At 61.1% G+C, this 18646-nt stretch carries 14 protein-coding genes and 1 pseudogene; 8 read left to right on the forward strand and 7 right to left on the reverse strand.

Annotated elements, in window-relative coordinates:
* Positions 1-82: 82 nt before the first annotated feature.
* Both SD196_RS09555 and SD196_RS09560 read right to left on the reverse strand, forming a co-directional pair.
* Entirely contained in the window at positions 83-709 is a 627-nt protein-coding gene (locus SD196_RS09555) for a GGDEF domain-containing protein (protein ID WP_416311345.1), read from the reverse strand.
* A gap of 72 nt (positions 710-781) precedes the next feature.
* Positions 782-1573: a LuxR C-terminal-related transcriptional regulator gene (locus SD196_RS09560; RefSeq protein WP_416311346.1), complete on the reverse strand. Its 792-nt coding sequence runs from the start codon at positions 1571-1573 to the stop codon at positions 782-784.
* Positions 1574-1702: 129 nt separating this feature from the next.
* Here SD196_RS09560 and SD196_RS09565 point away from each other — a divergent pair, with 129 nt between their 5' ends.
* On the forward strand, positions 1703-2518 hold the full coding sequence (locus SD196_RS09565) for a carbon-nitrogen hydrolase family protein (protein ID WP_416311347.1): 816 nt from the start codon (positions 1703-1705) through the stop codon (positions 2516-2518).
* A gap of 79 nt (positions 2519-2597) precedes the next feature.
* Positions 2598-3692, forward strand: a complete 1095-nt coding sequence (locus SD196_RS09570; protein WP_416311348.1) for a polyamine ABC transporter substrate-binding protein — start codon at positions 2598-2600, stop codon at positions 3690-3692.
* A 229-nt stretch (positions 3693-3921) separates the two neighbouring features.
* Here the strand turns inward: SD196_RS09570 and SD196_RS09575 are convergent, their stop codons facing one another.
* From SD196_RS09575 to SD196_RS09585, 3 genes are all read right to left on the reverse strand, one after another.
* Complete coding sequence (locus SD196_RS09575) at positions 3922-4092, reverse strand: DUF4917 family protein (RefSeq protein WP_416311349.1); 171 nt, start codon at positions 4090-4092, stop codon at positions 3922-3924.
* A 19-nt stretch (positions 4093-4111) separates the two neighbouring features.
* Positions 4112-4933, reverse strand: a complete 822-nt coding sequence (locus tag SD196_RS09580) for a DUF4917 family protein (RefSeq protein WP_416311350.1) — start codon at positions 4931-4933, stop codon at positions 4112-4114.
* Positions 4934-5092: 159 nt separating this feature from the next.
* Positions 5093-6925 carry an AAA family ATPase gene (locus SD196_RS09585; RefSeq protein ID WP_416311351.1) on the reverse strand — a complete coding sequence of 611 codons (1833 nt, stop codon included), beginning with the start codon at positions 6923-6925 and terminating at the stop codon, positions 5093-5095.
* A 283-nt stretch (positions 6926-7208) separates the two neighbouring features.
* Between SD196_RS09585 and SD196_RS09590 the strand changes: the two are divergent.
* Positions 7209-8354 (forward strand): annotated as a pseudogene (locus SD196_RS09590) (IS1182 family transposase); the annotation flags it as partial.
* A 420-nt stretch (positions 8355-8774) separates the two neighbouring features.
* Here SD196_RS09590 and SD196_RS09595 read toward each other — a convergent pair.
* Both SD196_RS09595 and SD196_RS09600 read right to left on the reverse strand, forming a co-directional pair.
* A complete protein-coding gene (locus SD196_RS09595; protein WP_275607883.1) occupies positions 8775-10022 on the reverse strand; it encodes a ribonucleotide-diphosphate reductase subunit beta in 1248 nt (415 codons plus the stop codon).
* A gap of 335 nt (positions 10023-10357) precedes the next feature.
* Positions 10358-13249 carry a ribonucleoside-diphosphate reductase subunit alpha gene (locus SD196_RS09600; RefSeq protein WP_275607882.1) on the reverse strand — a complete coding sequence of 964 codons (2892 nt, stop codon included), beginning with the start codon at positions 13247-13249 and terminating at the stop codon, positions 10358-10360.
* 770 nt (positions 13250-14019) lie between these two features.
* Between SD196_RS09600 and SD196_RS09605 the strand changes: the two genes are divergently transcribed.
* From SD196_RS09605 to modB, 5 genes are all read left to right on the forward strand, one after another.
* Complete coding sequence (locus tag SD196_RS09605) at positions 14020-14724, forward strand: response regulator (protein WP_416311352.1); 705 nt, start codon at positions 14020-14022, stop codon at positions 14722-14724.
* Between the two features lie 45 nt (positions 14725-14769).
* The gene (locus tag SD196_RS09610; protein ID WP_331320120.1) at positions 14770-15285 is read left to right on the forward strand and encodes a GNAT family N-acetyltransferase; all 516 of its coding nucleotides are present in this window, start codon (positions 14770-14772) and stop codon (positions 15283-15285) included.
* On the forward strand, positions 15282-16901 hold the full coding sequence (locus tag SD196_RS09615) for an ATP-binding protein (RefSeq protein WP_416311353.1): 1620 nt from the start codon (positions 15282-15284) through the stop codon (positions 16899-16901). The genes SD196_RS09610 and SD196_RS09615 overlap by 4 nt, the downstream gene beginning before the upstream one ends.
* Before the next feature lie 277 nt (positions 16902-17178).
* Positions 17179-17934: a molybdate ABC transporter substrate-binding protein gene (modA, locus tag SD196_RS09620; RefSeq protein ID WP_416311354.1), complete on the forward strand. Its 756-nt coding sequence runs from the start codon at positions 17179-17181 to the stop codon at positions 17932-17934.
* A gap of 24 nt (positions 17935-17958) precedes the next feature.
* Entirely contained in the window at positions 17959-18639 is a 681-nt protein-coding gene (gene modB, locus SD196_RS09625; RefSeq protein ID WP_343577891.1) for a molybdate ABC transporter permease subunit, read from the forward strand.
* Positions 18640-18646 lie beyond the last annotated feature (7 nt).

The raw sequence follows: 18646 nt of genomic DNA on the forward strand, positions 1-18646 counted from the left end.
TGAGCTGTTTCCCTGTAGTAGTGAAGTCTTGAAGCCTCGCGCCCCAGCGGGGCTTCTCGTATCCCCCAAAGAATTTTTACAGCTACAGGCCCAAGGGGAATGTAATACGGGGCTTCTCAGTGGTTTCTAGCCTGCGCCGCTGTTTCGTCTTATACATTTCATGATCCGCCAGCATGATCGCTTCTTCCACACTCATTTGTTTTGGAATGACGACCGTGACCCCCACGCTGGCACCCGCATATCTGAAGTGGCTTAGGTCATTGCCCAGGTCGTACGTTCCTATTGTCGCCTTGGTCAGGCGTTCTTGAAGGAGATCTGCCGCGTGCCGCATTTCCAGCGCCGGATCGACACAGATGACCGAAGGGCCCAACGCTACGACGACAAATTCATCACCCCCCGTCCTGCCAATCGTGTCGCTCAAGCGGAGATCTCGCTTAAGTTGGTCGGCGACACAACACAAGAGTTTGTCTCCCGCCGCGTGACCAAACGTGTCGTTGATTTGCTTGAAGCCATCCAGGTCGACCACCGCCACGAGAACGCACTTTTCTTCCCGTTCTGCCAGCGCAAGTAGGCGCGCCAAGTTATCTAGAATCGCGCGTCTATTGGAGAGGCCTGTGAGCGAGTCCGTCAGTGCCAGCTTGGCCAATTCGCTATTGGCGGAATGAAGTTGTTCGACTAATCGATCGCACTCCAGGGAGTAGCTCAGCAAAAAATAGCGGACGCTTAGAGTGGAAAATGAATCTGCACTATTGACCGACAGCCGCCCCGCACACCGCCTACTTCAGGCCCTGGTCTGCGCCTTATGGAATATCTTGAACAGCTCCGCCTGCGACTTAACTTTGAGCTTGGCGTAGACGTGGCGGCGATGGACCTTCACGGTCTCGGAGGAAATGTCCAGTTTTGCCGCGGTTTCCTTGTTGGAGTAGCCACTCAAGACCAGCCGGATGACGTCCAGTTCGCGGTCGGTTAAGGGGGTTCCAAGGCGCGCCATCATCTCTTCCAGATTTCCCTGCCAGTGCCCGTTCGATGAGATCGGCGGCTCGCTGACGCCGGCCTCGAAGAACAAACGTTGGCGCATTAGTCCGCAGACCCACGGGCGGACCAAATCCAGTAACGCGATCTGCTGCGGTTCGAAGCGCGTGCGGCTGCCCAGAGACAGACAAACAGTGCGTCCACCGCTCAAGCAGACGTTGTACTGCACCTCGTCCTGCACCACGTTATGGGTGAAGTACAGCCGGTAGTACTCAGTATCGCCAAAACACTCCGGCGCCACCTCGGTCAGGCGGAACAAGCCACTCGCCGGCTTCTCGCGGTTGGCGATGTAGAACGGGTCGAGCAGGTACAGACCCTGCACATAGTCGTGGAACAACGGATCTGGCCCGCCGCCCTCGTAGGGGCTTTCGGCGAAGATGCGCGGGCGCTCGTCGCTGAACAGCAGCGCCACCCAGCTGCCGAGCTGCACATGCTGGTCGAGTACATCGGCCAGCGCGCGCCAGAAATCTGGCTGGTCCAGCCGCTCGGCGAGCTGCCCGAAAGCTCGGTGCCAGGCGACGTCCAGGAGTGTCAATTCCATGCATGTACCCCCAGGGTTAGCTAATCGGCGGAATAGGAAATTCGATGGCGGCTCGCATACTTGCACTGGCCTGGCAGAAAAGTCACCGATTTTCCCGACAGGTACCGGTTCATCGACAAGGTCCGAACAATGAAGCTTGAACTCGTGCAACAAGCCGCCCGCGACGGCGACACTCCCCACAACCTCCACCGCATCCTGCAAGCGATTGCAGGATGTTCGCCGGACACCGATATCGTCGTCTTCCCCGAAGCGCAGATCACCGGCTTCCTCAACGCACAGAACATCGCCGCCAACGCCGAAACGCTGGACGGTCCGAGCGTGAAAGCCGTCCAGCGTGCGGCGCGCGAGCGTGGCGTGGCGGTGGTGGTCGGTCTGATCGAGAACGATGGCGGCCAGTTCTACAACACCACTGTATTCGTCGCCCCCGAAGGGCTGCTGCTGAGCTATCGCAAGACCCACCTGTGGATCTCCGAACCGGGCCTGGTGCTGCCCGGCGACCGCTACGCCACCCTGCAATGGCGCGGCGTGCGAATCGGCCTGCTGATCTGTTACGACAGCGAGTTCCCGGAAAGCGCCCGTGCCCTGGCGGAGCTGGGCGCCGAGTTGATTCTGGTCACCGACGGCAACATGGAGCCCTACGGGCACGTGCACCGCACCTCGATCGCCGCGCGCGCCCAGGAGAACCAGGTGTTCGCGGCGGTGGTGAACCGCGTGGGCGAAGGCGAGGACGAGATCACCTTCGCCGGCTGCAGCGCCGTGGTCGATCCCTTTGGGCACACCCTGTTCGAGGCCGGCAACCGCGAGTGCCGGCACTTCGTCGAACTGGACTTCGGGCAGATCGCCCGTGCCCGCGAGCTTTATGACTACCAGGCGGAGAAGCGCTTCCGCCTGCCCGGGGAACGCATCGAGCACGCCGATGGGCGTCATGAACTGCTGATTCCCTGATCCCAGCGCTTTTCGCTGCCTGCCAATAAAAACAGACTGCCGGCCGTCCACAGCAGGACAGGCCGGCCAGGAGCCCTGCATGAAACACCCGTTTCTCTTCTCATTTGGCCTGGCCTCCGTGCTCGTGCTGGGCAATGCCCAGGCCGAGCAGCCGACCGTGCACCTGTATAACTGGTCCGACTTCCTCGCCCCGGACACGGCCAAGCAGCTTCAGGCCGCCGTGGGGATCACCCTGGTGCAGGACGTCTTCGACGATGCCGAGGTGATGCAAAGCAAGCTTATGGCTGGCCGCAGCGGCTACGACGTGGTCATGGTCCCGGACGACCTGCTGCCCAACTTCGTCAAGGCCGGTGTGCTGCAGGAGCTGGACCGCGCGCGGTTGGCCAACTGGCAGCACCTGGACCCGGAAGTGCTGAAGAAGCTGCAGGTGAACGATCCCGGCAACCGCTACGCGGTGCCCTACATGTGGGGCACCACTGGCATAGGCTACAACGTCGACAAGGTCACTCAGGCGCTGGGGGCCAGCGCGCCGGTCAACTCCTGGGACCTGATCTTCAAGAAGGAGAACATCAGCAAACTGAGCGCCTGCGGCGTGGCCATGCTCGACGCGCCGGTAGAGATCATTCCCATCGCCCTGCACTACCTGGGCCTGCCGCCCAATAGCAAGAACCCGAACGACTACGACAAGGCCGAAGCGCTGCTGCGCGACATCCGTCCGTACATCCGCTACTTCGACTCGTCGAAATTCCCCTCCGATCTTGCCAACGGCAACATCTGTGCGGTCGTCGGCTGGGGCGGTTCGGTGTACAGCGCCCAGCAGACCGCCGAGCGTGCCCACAACGGCATCAAGATCGCATACAGCATCCCCCGCGAAGGCGCGCCGGTATGGATGGAGAACATGGTGCTGCTGAAAGATGCGCCCCATCCGCAGCAGGGTTACGCGTTCATGGACTACATCCTGCGGCCGCAGATCACCGCGCAGAACTCCAATTATGTGGGCTATCCCAACGGCAACAAGGACGCCACCGCGCTGATCGACACTCCTCTGCGCGACAACCCGGCGCTCTACCCGTCCAAAGAGATCATGAACACCCTCTATCCGCTGGAAACCCTGCCCCTGCGCCTTGAGCGCGTGCGTACGCGCAGTTGGACCAAGATCAAGACCGGCACCTGATCGGCCTGGAGTCAACGCATAAGAGGTCGATTTCTGCTGGTTGTCGACGGCGGGAATCGGCCAATAGCTGCCAGTCGAATCGTTACAGGCAATTGGTCAAGGGGGGCAGTCAGTGATCTGCTCTTCTTCAGTGCCTGGTCAGATGAGGGGCAAGCGCGTAGTCCCTGCCTGTCAGTTGCGGTCAAAAAACCTAAATCGCTACTGTAAAAGGGCTGCAGCAATGCTCGCTTCAACCTTGCTCCGGCACCGGATGAATCCAGCAGCCTGGACTTTCGCAGTCGAAGAAATCTATCTGTACCGGCCCCAAGTCATCGCGAATCGTCTGGTAAGCGTAGTTGCAGTAGACCTGATCGTTGCGGAACACTGATACCGCAACTCGCTGGATGCCCGTGTTGCGCATTCGTTGGAGCAGGTGTCGGTCATGCTCGCCAAGGCCCCACCCAAAAAAGCGTCAAAACCGCCCGTGTCGAAGTCAAAACTTCCCGATATACAGTCGACAGGTAGTAGCTGCTCTGGATTGCGGTCACTTTTTGCGGCTTCGTCCCTTCGCTGACAAACAGCGGTACGACCCGTTCACTTCGCCACTCGTCGAGAATGGCCTCAAGAAGCCCGCCTCCGGCAGCATGAATCTTGAACTCTCGCTCCACAGCATCGCGGCAAAGGGCCAAGCTTCCATGGGGATAGAACACCAGCGTATTGGTTCGCTCTTTATAGGGGCGGCGGAATCTCTGCCAGTCATCGTCGAACATGGCATTTCCGAGAAAACAGTCCTTAAAGGCGTGGCCATCCTCAACATTGAGCCCATAGGTCATCGTCCAGTACACCAACAAGTCATAGTTTAGCGAAAGAGCCGTATCGAACGACTTGAGGAATTGGTACATGCGAGGAAGATGGGCCTGCACCTCACCATGCTCCGGATGAACAGCGCGAACGGCCTCAATTAGGCAATCCCGGACTCGCAGATAAGCTGCATGTGTTCGGTCGTCAGGAATTTGCAGAGACCTATTGACGTTGGAGGCCTGCCAAACCAATCGCAGAATCAGCTCGAAATCTTGAGTGTCGAAGAAGTCGAAAAGGCGGCCAACATCCTCAGTAAGAAGACCATTTTGCTGGGCGTGCTCAAGCAATGATCCGTAAGCAAAGCGGGGCGAAACTGCGATGCTGGCTCCGTTGCCCAGCAGAATGGTTCCGCGCTGGTACTCAGCAGCAATCTCGGCCCATTGTGTAACCTGGTGTGGCATATCGGATCCCTCCGGCTCTTCTGAATACGGGATGATATCCGAGCGATTTGCCGCGAACTATGATCGTGCGATCTGTATGGAAGCTGTCCGCTTATGGCCGATTGCTGCCTGTCCTGAGCATCTGGAATCGGCCAAGAGCGGCATTTGCTGTCTCGGAGTTCACGCGACCAGCTTCAGCAAATTCTCCAGCAGTTCCTTAAGCTCAGCGCGATCCTCACCATTTTCAGAATACGTGGAGCGATGGAGGATTTGCTCAGCCGTCATCAGCGGCCAGAATCTATCGATCACATCGTCCGCTTTCATGCCCACCGCCTTGCCAATGATTTTTTTGGCATCACAGGTGTCGGTGAATGCCACCCTTGTCCCGGTTTGAGCATCGATCATGTCGGGGCAGAGATAGTTCTCGATTTCCCGTTTACGCGTCGAGTAGAAAGCACGACCTCGTCCTTCGACTTCCTGCTTACGCTTTACGATTGCGGCTACCTGCTCCGGGCTCCCTCCAATGTCGGAGTCCAGAAATACACACCAGGGCAGCCCGAGATCATCGGCGAGGTTGAGGGTGACCCAGTGCTTCACACTCCCGCAGCCACCAATCAGGATCGGGACAATACCGGCGTCCTCCAAACTCGATGGGAGGTGGCCACCAGCCTTGAGGCTGTTCGAAGTGTGGCGAAGGAAGGTGACATCGGATTTGCCCTCCACCAGCACAACCCCTTTTGCCCGTTCCATCCCTGTCTCGGGTAATACGCCCAGACTCTCTGCGGCCTCCTTGAGTACTTCTTGGCTGGGCATCTTGACGATGGGGATGCCCCCTTCGCTCCGTGTAACGTAACGAATACCTTCAATAGGCATCAGCCCTGCGAGCGCAGGAACGTGGGTGGTGACGATGATCTGTCGATTGGTCTGGTTGGAGAGATCCAGCAGCGCGTTCATCAGCATCATCTGGTAATTAGGATGCTGTGAGGTCTCCGGCTCTTCAATGGCATAGATCACGTTGCGAGGGCTACCAGCCACGGCATTTTTTTCCGCCTCAGCTCGGAAGAAGTTGAGCAAAATTAGGCGGCGCACGCCGCTGCCGCGTTTGTTGATGGGAATGCCGTTCTCGCCCTCCAGAGTGAAGTTGAAGCTCCATTTGGGCTTTTCCTTGAAGCGCGGGGTCAACTCGTTGGCCAGCTCAGGCGCCATTTCCCGAAGCTTGTCGAGGGTGCGTTCAGCGACATCCAGCACGCTACTTTCGATTTGCCGCTCCAGTTCGCTGATCTGAGCCTGAAGCGCGGCCTGGGCTTCCTTGACTGCCTGCTGTAGAGGATTCTTGGCCTCGGCGTCTCCATCGCTACTTTCCCGGTCAGCCTTGAAGAGTGCGAAAGTAGGCAAGTGCGACTCAATTTTCTCCCAGATAGACTTGCCTTCTGTCGATAGCCCTTTGCCGACATCAAGCAACGTCTCTTGGCAGGCAATATCCCCGGCCGCATCGCGAATGGCTTGTCGCCATTGGGAAGCCACTCTCTGATCCGCCACTCGCTCAGCGATCCCAAGTTGCTCGCCAAGCTTTTTCAGATCGGCCATTTTAAGGCTCAGCAGGCTCGCGAGCGCTTTATCTGCGGGGTGCTGACAGCGAATGGCCGTACCGTCCTGTTTGCCAGAGCTTGCCTTAAAGGTTTTAACCACTTCTAAGGCGCCATCAGCGTTAAGCAGGTACTCCTGTGACAGCGAAGTCTGAGCATTTTCATCCAGCACCAGGGCGTCCGGAAGATCGTCGAACTCGCAGGCAATCTCGAACTGGTCATGCCCCTCCAACAGACTGAAGCAGTTCATATCGCTCTTGTCGGGCTTGATATCCGCGCTGTCAAAGAAGATCGCCAGGGCTTCGAGGACTGTCGATTTCCCATAATCGTTTCGGCCCACTATGCCGGTCATGGCTACATCGATCGGAATGACAGCGGTGTTTCGATAACCGCGGAAATGACTGAGCTTGATGGTCTTGAGGCGCATCGTGATTTCCTTATCTGACGTTGTCTTTCAATGCTCTTGGCCAGCCGCCGCTAAGTCCCCGTTAACAGTGAAGATAGTGATGTCGCTTCTGCCGAGAGGAAGCATCGCCAGATGTCTCAGCATTCATCGAAACGAGAAGCTCCACTGCGGGTGCGGGGCTTAAGGACTGGGGTTCAGCGGGGCAGCCAATAGCCCGGCTACAGCTCAACTATAGGAGGCTAATGGCAAAACACTTGGCATGTCCGCTTTTGGCCCAGGCTGTGTAAAAACGTGGCTAGTGCTCTTGCTATCCTGCCGTCGGCAGGCATATCGGGGGCAGTCCACGAAGCGTTTCATCCAAGGCGAGCATCGAGGCCAATGCACACTGCTGCCCGAGAGCCTGGATGATTACGTCGCGGACACCAATCCGGTGCGAGTAGTCGATGTGTTTGTCGATGAACTCGATCTCGGGCGGTTGGGCTTCGGCGGCGTGGTTCCCGCCGAAACTGGCCGCCCTGCGTATCACCCGGCCGTCCTGCTGAAGATCTATATCTACGGTTACCTCAACCGCATCCAGTCGAGTCGCCGCCTCGAACGTGAAGCACAACGCAACGTCGAGTTGATGTGGCTGACCGGACGCCTGATGCCGGACTTCAAGACCATCGCCAACTTCCGCAAGGACAACGGCAAAGCCATTCGTGGTGTCTGCCGGCAGTTCGTGGTGCTGTGCCAGCAGCTCGGTTTGTTCTCCGAAGCGCTGGTGGCTATCGACGGCAGCAAGTTCAAGGCGGTCAACAATCGCGACCGCAATTTCGCCAGTGCCAAGCTGCAACGGCGAATGGAGGAGATCGAATCCAGCATCAGCCGCTACCTCACCGCGGTGGACACTGCCGACCGGCAAGAGCCTGCTGTGGCACGGGCCAAATCCGAGCGTTTGCACAGCAAGATTGCCGCCCTGAAAACCAAGATGCAGGAACTCAGGGATATCGAAGCTCAGCTGGAGGCCACCCCGGACAAACAGATTTCTCTTACTGACCCCGACGCTCGCTCGATGATGACGCGCGGCACAGGCATGGTCGGTTACAACGTCCAGGCTGCGGTTGAGGCGAAGCATCACCTGATCGTGACGCACGAGGTCACCAACAATGGCATCGACCGCGATCAACTGAGTGCGATGGCCAAGCAAGCGCGGGTGGCAATGGGAACGCAATCGCTGTCGGTGGTTGCCGATCGTGGCTACTTCAAGAGCGAGGAAATCCTCGCCTGCCATGAGGCTGGCATCACCGCCTTCGTCCCCAAGGCCAAGACCTCAGGCGCTGCCGCAGCGGGTCGCTTTGGTCGAGATGATTTTATTTACGACACAGCCCAGAACGAGTACCGCTGCCCAGCCGGAGAACGCCTGATCTGGCGTTTTGCGACGGTTGAGAAAGGCCTGAAGCTGCACCGTTACAACTTCAAACGGGTGCTGAACCTGCTGGGCAATAGTGCGCTGATAGCGGCAATGAAGGCCTGAAACCCCATTGGCAGCCCTCCGAACGCCTCGCACAGAATCGTGGAAGCAGCACTTGCCGAATCAACTGAATGCCCCGGATGGACACACCACGCTTCCAGGAGGCCGCCGGATATCGTTAAAACCATTCCATATCCGGCTACCCAGCGCTCGCTGTGTTTTTACACGGCCTGGGCCGATTGCAGCCAATAAAAAGGGCCGGTGAGTATGACTCACCGGCCCTTTTGACTACGCCTCTTCGCTACCGTCCCTAGTTGCTCCAAGGTTCTTGCTTGTTACACTCCGCACTCATTTGGTGCGTTTGTTTCACTTTGAAGTGAAAAAATTTCAAATCTTAGTGAAAAATGACGACTACTTCCGTCAGTCCCAGCTCAGCGCGCCGCCGGTCTGGTACTCGATCACGCGGGTCTCGAAGAAGTTTTTCTCCTTCTTGAGGTCCATGATTTCGCTCATCCACGGGAACGGGTTGCTGGTGCCCGGGTATTCCTCTTTGAGGCCGATCTGGGTCAGGCGGCGGTTGGCGATGAACTTGAGGTAGTCCTCCATCATCGCGGCGTTCATGCCCAGTACGCCGCGCGGCATGGTGTCGCGTGCGTATTCGATTTCCAGTTGGGTGCCCTGGAGGATCATCTGGGTGGCCTCGTCCTTCATCTGGGCATCCCACAGGTGCGGGTTTTCGATCTTGATCTGGTTGATCACGTCGATGCCGAAGTTCAGGTGCATGGATTCGTCGCGCAGGATGTACTGGAACTGCTCGGCGGTGCCGGTCATCTTGTTGCGGCGGCCCATGGAGAGGATCTGGGTGAAGCCGCAGTAGAAGAAGATGCCTTCCAGGACGCAGTAGTAGGCGATCAGGTTGCGCAGGAACTGGCGGTCGGTCTCCGGGGTACCGGTCTGGAACTTGGGATCGGAGATTGAGCGGGTGTACTTCAGGCCCCAGGACGCTTTCTTCGCGACCGAAGGAATCTCGTGGTACATGTTGAAGATTTCGCCCTCGTCCATGCCCAGCGACTCGATGCAGTACTGGTAGGCGTGGGTGTGGATCGCTTCTTCGAAGGCCTGGCGCAGGATGTACTGGCGGCACTCGGGGTTGGTGATCAGGCGGTAGACGGCCAGCACCAGGTTGTTGGCGACCAGGGAGTCGGCGGTGGAGAAGAAGCCGAGATTGCGCATGACGATGCGGCGCTCGTCTTCGGAGAGGCCGTCCTTGCTCTTCCACAGGGCAATGTCGGCGTTCATGTTCACTTCCTGGGGCATCCAGTGGTTGGCGCAACCATCCAGATACTTCTGCCAGGCCCAGTCGTACTTGAAGGGTACGAGCTGGTTGAGGTCGGCGCGGGCGTTGATCATCTGCTTGTCGCCGACCTGTACGCGGGCGGCGGAGCCTTCGAGATCGTCCAGGCCTTCCTGGATGTCCAAGGCGTCGAGGGCCTGCTTGGCACGGGCGACGGCGTCGGAGTCGGCGGCGGAAACGGCGCGGGCTTCTTCCACGGAGCCGGCGGCTTCGGAGTCAAGCTTGTCAGCGCTTTGCGCGGCGGCCTGGGCGACTGCCGGGGCGGCCTTGGTTTCGGTGGCGTCTTCTTTGTCGAATTCGTCCCAGCTCAGCATGGGTCCTCTCCTGTTCTGGATGGCCGTTCTGTGGCGGCCTGATGTCTGGTGGCGTGTGTGAGTGCACGCTAAGAGCTTGTGCTTCTTCCGCTGGCGAATCATCGCGGGCGGGGGAGGCTGTTGTTCTGAGGGCGACGGGGCCCTGAAGAGCCCCTCACCCTAGCCCTCTCCCAGAGGGAGAGGGGACTTTGAAACTCCGTGGTTTCGGCGGTGCCTCGGAGCGAGGCCGCGCTAGGCGCCTGGTAGGTCGGAGCCCCTGAGCGTACGACTGTACGTGATGGGGGCCGACCTGCCGGGCAACGACGCGCGGACCGTTCCGAGGGCCGCTTACACCCTTACTGGCAGGCTTCGCAGTCGGGGTTGTCGATGCTGCAGGCCTTGGGTACAGGGGCCGGCTGCGGCGCGGCGGCCGGAGCGGCTTGCAGGCCTTCGTCGCCACCGGCCGACACGGCGTTGAGCTTGCCGGTGTTGATGGTGGACTTCTCGGTGCTGGTGGCGGCCAGGGCACGGAGGTAGTAGGTGGTCTTCAGACCACGGTACCAGGCCATGCGGTAGGTCACGTCCAGCTTCTTGCCCGAGGCGCCGGCGATGTAGAGGTTCAGGGACTGGGCCTGATCGATCCACTTCTGGCGGCGGCTGGCGGCGTCGACGATCCACTTGGTCTCGACTTCGAAGGCGGTGGCGTACAGGTCCTTCAGGTCTTGCGGGATGCGCTCGATCTGCTGCACGGAGCCGTCGTAGTACTTCAGGTCGTTGACCATGACCGGGTCCCACAGGCCGCGCACTTTCAGGTCGCGAACCAGGTAGGGGTTGATCACGGTGAACTCGCCGGAGAGGTTCGATTTCACGTACAGGTTCTGGTAGGTCGGCTCGATGGACTGCGATACGCCGGTGATGTTGGCGATGGTCGCGGTCGGCGCGATGGCCATGATGTTCGAGTTACGGATGCCTTTCTGTACGCGGGCACGTACCGGAGCCCAGTCGAGGGATTCGGTCAGGTCGACGTCGATGTACTTCTGGCCACGGGCTTCGATGAGGATCTGCTGGGAGTCCAGCGGCAGGATGCCCTTGGACCACAGGGAGCCGTCGAAGGTCTCGTAGGCGCCACGCTCGTCGGCCAGGTCACAGGAAGCCTGGATGGCGAAGTAGCTCACCGCTTCCATGGACTTGTCGGCGAACTCGATGGCAGCGTCCGAGCCGTACGGGATGTGCTGCAGGTACAGCGCGTCCTGGAAGCCCATGATGCCCAGACCGACCGGACGGTGCTTGAGGTTCGAGTTGCGAGCCTGCGGGACCGAGTAGTAGTTGATGTCGATAACGTTATCGAGCATGCGCACTGCGGTCTTCACGGTCTTCTCGAGCTTGGCGGTGTCCAGCTTGCCGTCGACGATGTGGTTGACCAGGTTGATCGAGCCCAGGTTGCAGACGGCGATTTCGTCGGCATTGGTGTTCAGGGTGATCTCGGTGCACAGGTTCGAGCTGTGGACCACGCCCACATGCTGCTGCGGGCTGCGCAGGTTGCACGGGTCCTTGAAGGTCAGCCACGGGTGGCCGGTCTCGAAGAGCATGGAGAGCATCTTGCGCCACAGGTCCTTGGCCTGGACGACCTTGAACACCTTGATCTTGTTGTACTCGGTCAGGGCTTCGTAATACTCGTAGCGCTCTTCGAAGGCCTTGCCGGTCAGATCGTGCAGGTCCGGTACTTCGGACGGGGAGAACAGGGTCCACTTGCCGTCGTCGAAGACGCGCTTCATGAACAGGTCCGGAATCCAGTTCGCGGTGTTCATGTCGTGGGTACGGCGACGGTCGTCACCGGTGTTCTTGCGCAGCTCGAGGAATTCCTCGATGTCCAGGTGCCAGGTTTCCAGGTAGGCGCAGACGGCGCCCTTGCGCTTGCCACCCTGGTTTACGGCGACGGCGGTGTCGTTCACCACTTTCAGGAACGGAACCACGCCCTGGGATTTGCCGTTGGTGCCCTTGATGTAGGAGCCCAGCGCGCGCACCGGGGTCCAGTCGTTGCCCAGGCCGCCGGCGAATTTCGACAGCATGGCGTTGTCGTGGATGGCGTTGTAGATGCCCGACAGGTCGTCCGGAACGGTGGTCAGGTAGCAGCTGGAGAGCTGCGGGCGCAGGGTGCCGGCGTTGAACAGGGTCGGGGTGGACGACATGTAGTCGAACGAGGAGAGCAGGTTGTAGAACTCGATGGCGCGAGCTTCACGGTCCTTCTCTTCGATGGCCAGGCCCATGGCCACGCGCATGAAGAAGACCTGCGGCAGTTCGAAACGGATGCCGTCCTTGTGGATGAAGTAGCGGTCGTACAGGGTCTGCAGGCCGAGGTAGGTGAACTGCTGGTCGCGCTCGTGGTTCAGCGCGGCGCCCAGCTTGGCCAGGTCGAACTCTTTCAGCTTGCTGTCGATCAGCTCGAACTCGGCGCCTTTCTCGACATAGGCGGCCAGGGCCTTGGTGTAGAGGTCGGCCATCTCGTGGTGAGTGGCGCTCTCGGCTACGCCCAGGAAGCCCAGGGCTTCGGCGCGCAGGGTGTCCATCAGCAGGCGGGCGGTGACGTAGGAGTAGTTCGGCTCGCGCTCGACCAGGGTACGGGCGGTCATCACCAGGGCGGTGTTGACGTCCTTCTCGGCCACGCCGTCGTACAGGTTCTTCAGGGTTTCGCGTTCGATCAGGTCGCCATCGACTTCGGCCAGGCCTTCGCAGGCTTCGCGGATGATGGTCTGCAGGCGGCCCATGTCCAGCGGCTGGGTGCTGCCGTCGGCCTTGGTGATGCGGATGCTCGGGTGCGGCTGGGCGATGTCGCTGGCGGTGCCGGCGTTCTTGCGCTCGTTGGCACGGGCTTCGCGGTAGATCACGTAGTCGCGGGCGACTTTCTGCTCGCCGGCACGCATCAGGGACAGTTCGACCTGGTCCTGGATTTCTTCGATGTGGATGGTGCCACCGGAGGGCATGCGGCGCTTGAAGGTCGCGGTGACCTGTTCGGTCAGGCGGCGCACGGTCTCATGGATGCGCGACGAGGCGGCAGCGGTGCCGCCTTCCACGGCGAGGAACGCCTTGGTGATGGCTACGGTGATCTTGTCATCGGTGTAGGGGACTACGGTGCCGTTGCGCTTGATCACGCGCAGCTGGCCCGGCGCGGTGGCGGCCAGATCCTGGGAGGATTCGGCGGCCTGCGGCGCTGCGGCCTGCGGGTTCTCGCGAGTGGTGTCGATTTGCATGGGTGGTGTTCTCCACGTTCTCGTAATTGGTGTGTTACTGGCACTGTCGGTGCCGGCCCGAAAATAAAGAGCGAAAAGAGCAGTGGCCCGCGGCAGGACCGCGAGCTGAAAAATTCTTTTGGAGCAGGGGGATAGAGACCCGAAGCGCCTCCCTGGCCCAAATCGGGTGCCGGCTTTACGGGCCGGGACCACAATACCTAGTGGTGTTGAAGCTATCGTTGCAACACCAGTACCGCGTTTCCATCGACATGAATCGCTCCTTGCGGGTCGCCCCGCCTGGTCCATCAGTACGGCTGGAATACGTTGTGGTTGAACCGGAGGAGCCGTGGAACAGGCTCGCGACTTCGACTTTCTTCTTGTGTCCGGCTCACTGTGACAAACCCAAGATGTAGGGGTAAGCCACAACGGGGATACAAGATAATGCGCTAGTGGGGGGTTTGCAAGGCGAGAGGCTTGGGAAAAGCTGTGGATAAAATGTGGGTGAAATGTGGGTGAAGCGGGGTAACTCGCGCCAGCCCGCATGCTGAGCGCCTTTCACCGTTCGTCGTGGTTGGTGACAGATTTTTCACTCAGTGGGGTGGCGTCGTGAGGGGGAGAACACTACCACAATATGTAGTGTTTTTGCCGCAGCAGCTCTTGACCTTTCCGGGCAATCTCTGTCCATGCCGCCGGCGTGCGACGCGGCGGGCAATCTGGCTACAATGCCGGCCGCTTTCGCGGGCTTTCTGCTTCAGTCAATCAGGAGGGCCCGCCCTGCATCAGGAGGCAAGGTGGAACAAGAAGCGCGCATTCTCATTGTCGAGGACGACCAGCGACTGGCCGAGCTGACCCAGGATTACCTGGAGAGCAATGGCCTGGCGGTGTCCATCGAGTCCAACGGCGCGGCGGCGGTGGAGCGGGTGCTGGCCGAACGCCCGGACCTGGTGGTGCTCGACCTGATGCTGCCCGGCGAGGATGGCCTGTCGATCTGCAAGCGCCTGCGCCCGGACTACGACGGCCCGATCCTGATGCTTACCGCGCGCACCGATGACATGGACCAGGTTCAGGGCCTGGAAATGGGCGCCGACGACTATGTGTGCAAGCCGGTACGCCCGCGCCTGTTGCTGGCGCGCATCCGCGCCTTGCTGCGGCGCAGCGAGCCGGTCGAAGCCGCTCCGGTTTCCGGTGGCAAGCGCCTGACCTTCGGCAAGCTGGTGATCGACAATTCCATGCGCGAGGCCTGGCTGGACGAGCAGACCATCGAGCTGACCAGCGCCGAGTTCGACCTGCTCTGGCTGCTGGCGTCGAACGCCGGGCGCATTCTTTCCCGCGAGGAAATCTTCAACCTGCTGCGCGGCATCGAATACGACGGCCAGGACCGTTCCATCGATGTGCGCATTTCGCGCATCCGCCCGAAGATCGGCGACGACCCGATGCATCCGCGGCTGATCAAGACGGTGCGCAGCAAGGGTTATCTGTTTGTCGGGGAGCTGTGAGCCTTGGCCGGCCAGGGGTTTCCTGAGCTGCACGGCGAGCGCTTCTTGCTGCGTGCGTTTTCCGATGCGGATCAGCCGGCGGTATTTCGCGCGCTGTCGCACCCGCAGGTGATCCGTTACTACGGTGTTTCCTACGCGACGCTCGAAGCCACCCGCGAGCAGATGGAGTGGTTCGAGCGCATCCATGAAGAAGGCAGCGGCATCTGGTGGGCGATCTGCCGGCCCGATACGCGTGCCGAGGTCATCGGTGGTTGCGGCTTCAATAACTGGCTGCAGGGACATCGTCGCCTGGAGCTGGGTTACTGGCTGATGCCGGAGTATTGGGGGCAGGGTGTGATGAGCGAGTGCCTGCCGCTGATCCTGCGGCACGCCTTCGTCGAGATGAAGGTGCATCGCATCGAGGCCGAGGTGGAGACGGAGAACACCGCCAGCAGCCGCCTGCTGCTCCGGCACGGTTTCGTCCATGAGGGACGGCGGCGCGAGTGCGAGGTGAAGGATGGCGCGTTCGTCAGCCTGGATAACTTCGGCTTGCTCGATCCGGCGGCTGTGCCGCAGCCATGAAATCCATCTTCCTGCGCATCTACGGTGGCATGCTGCTGACCCTGGTGCTGGTGGCCGCCCTCGGTGTGCTGACCCTGCACCTGGTCAACGAGGTGCGCGGCGAGCGTTATCGCGAGGACCTGGCGCGCGGCACCTTCCGCCTGATGGCCGATGAACTGTTGCCGATGACGGAAGTGGACCGCAAGCGCGCGCTGACCCAGTGGAGCCGCCTGCTGGGTATTCCGTTGAAGCTGGTCAGCCTGGATGGCCTGGGCATGGAAGGGCGCAGCCGGGCGCGGCTGATGAACGACCAGGTGCTGGTGCAGGCCGTTGACGATACGCACAGGGTGGAGGTGCTCACCCAGGTCAGCGCGGCGGAGGGGCTGATTCTCAACGGGGAGGTGGAGCAGGTCAGCGAGCAGCTGGCGCGGGCCACGATCTACCTGTTGATGGATGAGCTCAAGCGTTATCCGGCCAGCGAGCAGCCTTACCATCTGGCGCGCATCGTTCGCGACAAGCGCTTCGGCTACGAGGTGCACCTGCTCAGCATCAAGGAAGTGGACCTCGACGACGACCAGAGCCGCCGCGTGGAGGAGGGCGACACGGTGATGGCGCTGGGCAAGGACGGCGATTCCATTCGCGTGCTGGCCGGCATCCTCGATACGCCCTGGGTGCTGGAGCTGGGGCCGATCTATCAGATGAATCCTTATCCGCCTCAGTTGCTGTCGATCATCGTGATCGTCGCCCTGAGTCTGATCGGCCTGACCCTGTACCTGCTGATCAGCGGCCTGGAGCAGCGCCTGCGCAGCCTGGAGTCGGCGGCCACACGCATCGCCCGTGGCAGCCTGGATACCCGCGTGGAGGCGCGCGGCGCCGACTCGGTGGGGCGCCTGGCGGGGGCGTTCAACCACATGGCGGAGCAGTTGCAGCTGCTGCTGACGATGCAGCGCGAGCTGGTGCGCGCGGTGTCCCATGAGTTGCGCACGCCGGTGGCGCGCCTGCGTTTCGGCCTGGAGATGATCGAGTCCGCCGAAACCGAAACGGCGCGGCGCAAGTACATGGAGGGCATGGACGGCGACATCCAGGACCTCGACCAACTGGTGGACGAGATGCTCACCTATGCGCGCCTGGAACAGGGCTCGCCGGCGCTGACCTACCAGCGTCTGGAGCTGGCCGCTCTGGTGGCGCAGGTGGTTTCGGAAATCGCGCCGCTGCGGCGGGAGATTGCCGTCAGCATCGAGCCGGGGCCGCTGGTGCCGTTCGACCAGGGCAGCTGGGTGGAGGCCGAACCGCGCTACCTGCACCGCGCGCTGCAGAACCTGCTGACCAATGCCCTGCGCTATGCCGAGGGTCGGGTGCGGGTCAGCTTCCGGGTCAGCGTGGATCGCTGCCAGGTGGATGTCGAAGACGATGGGCCGGGAGTGCCGGAGTCGCAGTGGCCGCGCCTGTTCCAGCCGTTCTTCCGGGCCGACGACAGCCGTGCGCGGGGCACGGGCGGGCATGGGTTGGGGCTGTCGATCGTGCGGCGGATCGTCCATTGGCATGGCGGGCGGGCGTCGATCGCGCGCAGCGAGAGCCTGGGCGGCGCCTGCTTCACGCTGGTCTGGCCGCGCCGGCAGGCGCCCAAGGTCGAATGAGACGGGCGCTCAAAGCTGGGTGAGTTTACGCCAGCGTCTTTGTAATATTTGACCTTGAGGTCAAAAAATGCAGAATGCTGCCGGTGCCACTGCCTTGCCGGTGGCCATTCCGGTCTGCGCTGCTTTCTCCCTTTCGCTTGCGTTATCCCATGAGGGGTATTGCAGCTTCACGGCTATCGTTATGTAATTTTAGTTATAGCGAGCATGCCAACGCAGCCGGTGCGTTCGTCCGTCTCGATCTCGAAGCCTGATAACAACAACCCACTGGAGCCTCACGATGAAACACCGCTTCGCTCGTCTCTCCCTGCTGGTCGCTTCCTGCTTCGCCCTGCACTCGGCGCTGGCCGATGAGGTGCAGGTTGCCGTCGCCGCCAACTTCACCGCGCCGATCCAGACGATCGCCAAGGACTTCGAGAAGGACACCGGCCACAAGCTGGTCGCCGCTTACGGCGCCACCGGCCAGTTCTACACCCAGATCAAGAACGGCGCGCCGTTCGAGGTGCTCCTCGCCGCCGACGACAGCACGCCGAAGAAGCTGGAGGCGGAGAAGGAGATCGTCCCCGGCTCGCGCTTCACCTACGCCATCGGCACCCTGGCGCTGTGGTCGCCGAAGGACGGCTACGTCGACGCCAAGGGCGAGGTGCTGAAGAAGGACGGGTTCAAGCACCTGTCCATCGCCAACCCGAAAGCCGCGCCCTACGGCCTGGCCGCCACCCAGGTGCTGGACAAGATGGGCTTGAAGGACAAGGTCGCCGGCAAGATCGTCGAAGGCCAGAACATCGCCCAGGCGTTCCAGTTCGTTTCCACCGGCAATGCCGAACTGGGCTTCGTGGCGTTGTCGCAGATCTACAAGGATGGCAAGGTGACGGGTGGCTCCGCGTGGATCGTGCCGGCCGACCTGCATGACCCGATCCGCCAGGACGCGGTGATCCTCAACAAGGGCAAGGACAGTGCTGCCGCCAAGGCGCTGGTCGAGTACCTGAAGGGGCCGAAAGCTGCCGCGGTGATCAAGTCCTACGGCTACGAAATCTGATTCTCGAACAGGCAAGGAAGAGCAATGCCCCTGACACAGGAGGATTTCCAGGCCATCTGGCTCACCGTCGAGCTGGCGGCCCTGAGCACGGCAATTCTCCTGCTGATCGGCACGCCCATCGCCTGGTGGCTGGCGCGCACCCGCTCCTGGCTGAAAGGCCCGCTGGGGGCAGTGGTGGCGCTGCCGCTGGTGCTGCCGCCGACGGTGATCGGCTTCTACCTGCTGATCACCCTGGGGCCAAACGGTTTCATCGGACAGGCAACCGAGAGCCTGGGCCTGGGGCGTTTGCCCTTCACCTTCGCAGGCCTCGTGGTGGGCTCGGTGTTCTATTCGCTGCCGTTCGTGGTGCAGCCGTTGCAGAACGCCTTCGAGGCGATCGGCAACAAACCGCTGGAGGCCGCCGCAACGCTGCGGGCGAGCCCCCTGGATACCTTCTTCTCCGTGGTCCTGCCGCTGGCGCGGCCGGGCTTCATCACCGCCAGCATCCTCGGCTTCGCCCATACGGTTGGCGAGTTCGGCGTGGTGCTGATGATCGGCGGCAACATCCCGGGCAAGACCCGCGTGGTGTCGGTGCAGATATTTGATCATGTCGAGGCCATGGAGTATGCCCAGGCGCACTGGCTGGCCGGTGGCATGGTGGTGTTCTCCTTCCTCGTCCTGCTGGCGCTCTACGCGAGCCGCCGCAGCCGTTCGGCCTGGGCCTGAGGTGGGC

Source organism: Pseudomonas macauensis (genome assembly GCF_047902425.1).
Classification (GTDB): Bacteria; Pseudomonadota; Gammaproteobacteria; order Pseudomonadales; family Pseudomonadaceae; genus Pseudomonas.

What these genes read in the sequence shown, in the direction of transcription:
- SD196_RS09560 (WP_416311346.1), bottom strand. Translation starts at nt 1,573, where the DNA reads ATGGAATTGACACTCCTGGACGTCGCCTGGCACCGAGCTTTCGGGCAG.
- SD196_RS09565 (WP_416311347.1), top strand. Translation starts at nt 1,703, where the DNA reads ATGAAGCTTGAACTCGTGCAACAAGCCGCCCGCGACGGCGACACTCCC.
- SD196_RS09570 (WP_416311348.1), top strand. Translation starts at nt 2,598, where the DNA reads ATGAAACACCCGTTTCTCTTCTCATTTGGCCTGGCCTCCGTGCTCGTG.
- SD196_RS09575 (WP_416311349.1), bottom strand. Translation starts at nt 4,092, where the DNA reads ATGCGCAACACGGGCATCCAGCGAGTTGCGGTATCAGTGTTCCGCAAC.
- SD196_RS09580 (WP_416311350.1), bottom strand. Translation starts at nt 4,933, where the DNA reads ATGCCACACCAGGTTACACAATGGGCCGAGATTGCTGCTGAGTACCAG.
- SD196_RS09585 (WP_416311351.1), bottom strand. Translation starts at nt 6,925, where the DNA reads ATGCGCCTCAAGACCATCAAGCTCAGTCATTTCCGCGGTTATCGAAAC.
- SD196_RS09595 (WP_275607883.1), bottom strand. Translation starts at nt 10,022, where the DNA reads ATGCTGAGCTGGGACGAATTCGACAAAGAAGACGCCACCGAAACCAAG.
- SD196_RS09600 (WP_275607882.1), bottom strand. Translation starts at nt 13,249, where the DNA reads ATGCAAATCGACACCACTCGCGAGAACCCGCAGGCCGCAGCGCCGCAG.
- SD196_RS09615 (WP_416311353.1), top strand. Translation starts at nt 15,282, where the DNA reads ATGAAATCCATCTTCCTGCGCATCTACGGTGGCATGCTGCTGACCCTG.
- modA (WP_416311354.1), top strand. Translation starts at nt 17,179, where the DNA reads ATGAAACACCGCTTCGCTCGTCTCTCCCTGCTGGTCGCTTCCTGCTTC.
- modB (WP_343577891.1), top strand. Translation starts at nt 17,959, where the DNA reads ATGCCCCTGACACAGGAGGATTTCCAGGCCATCTGGCTCACCGTCGAG.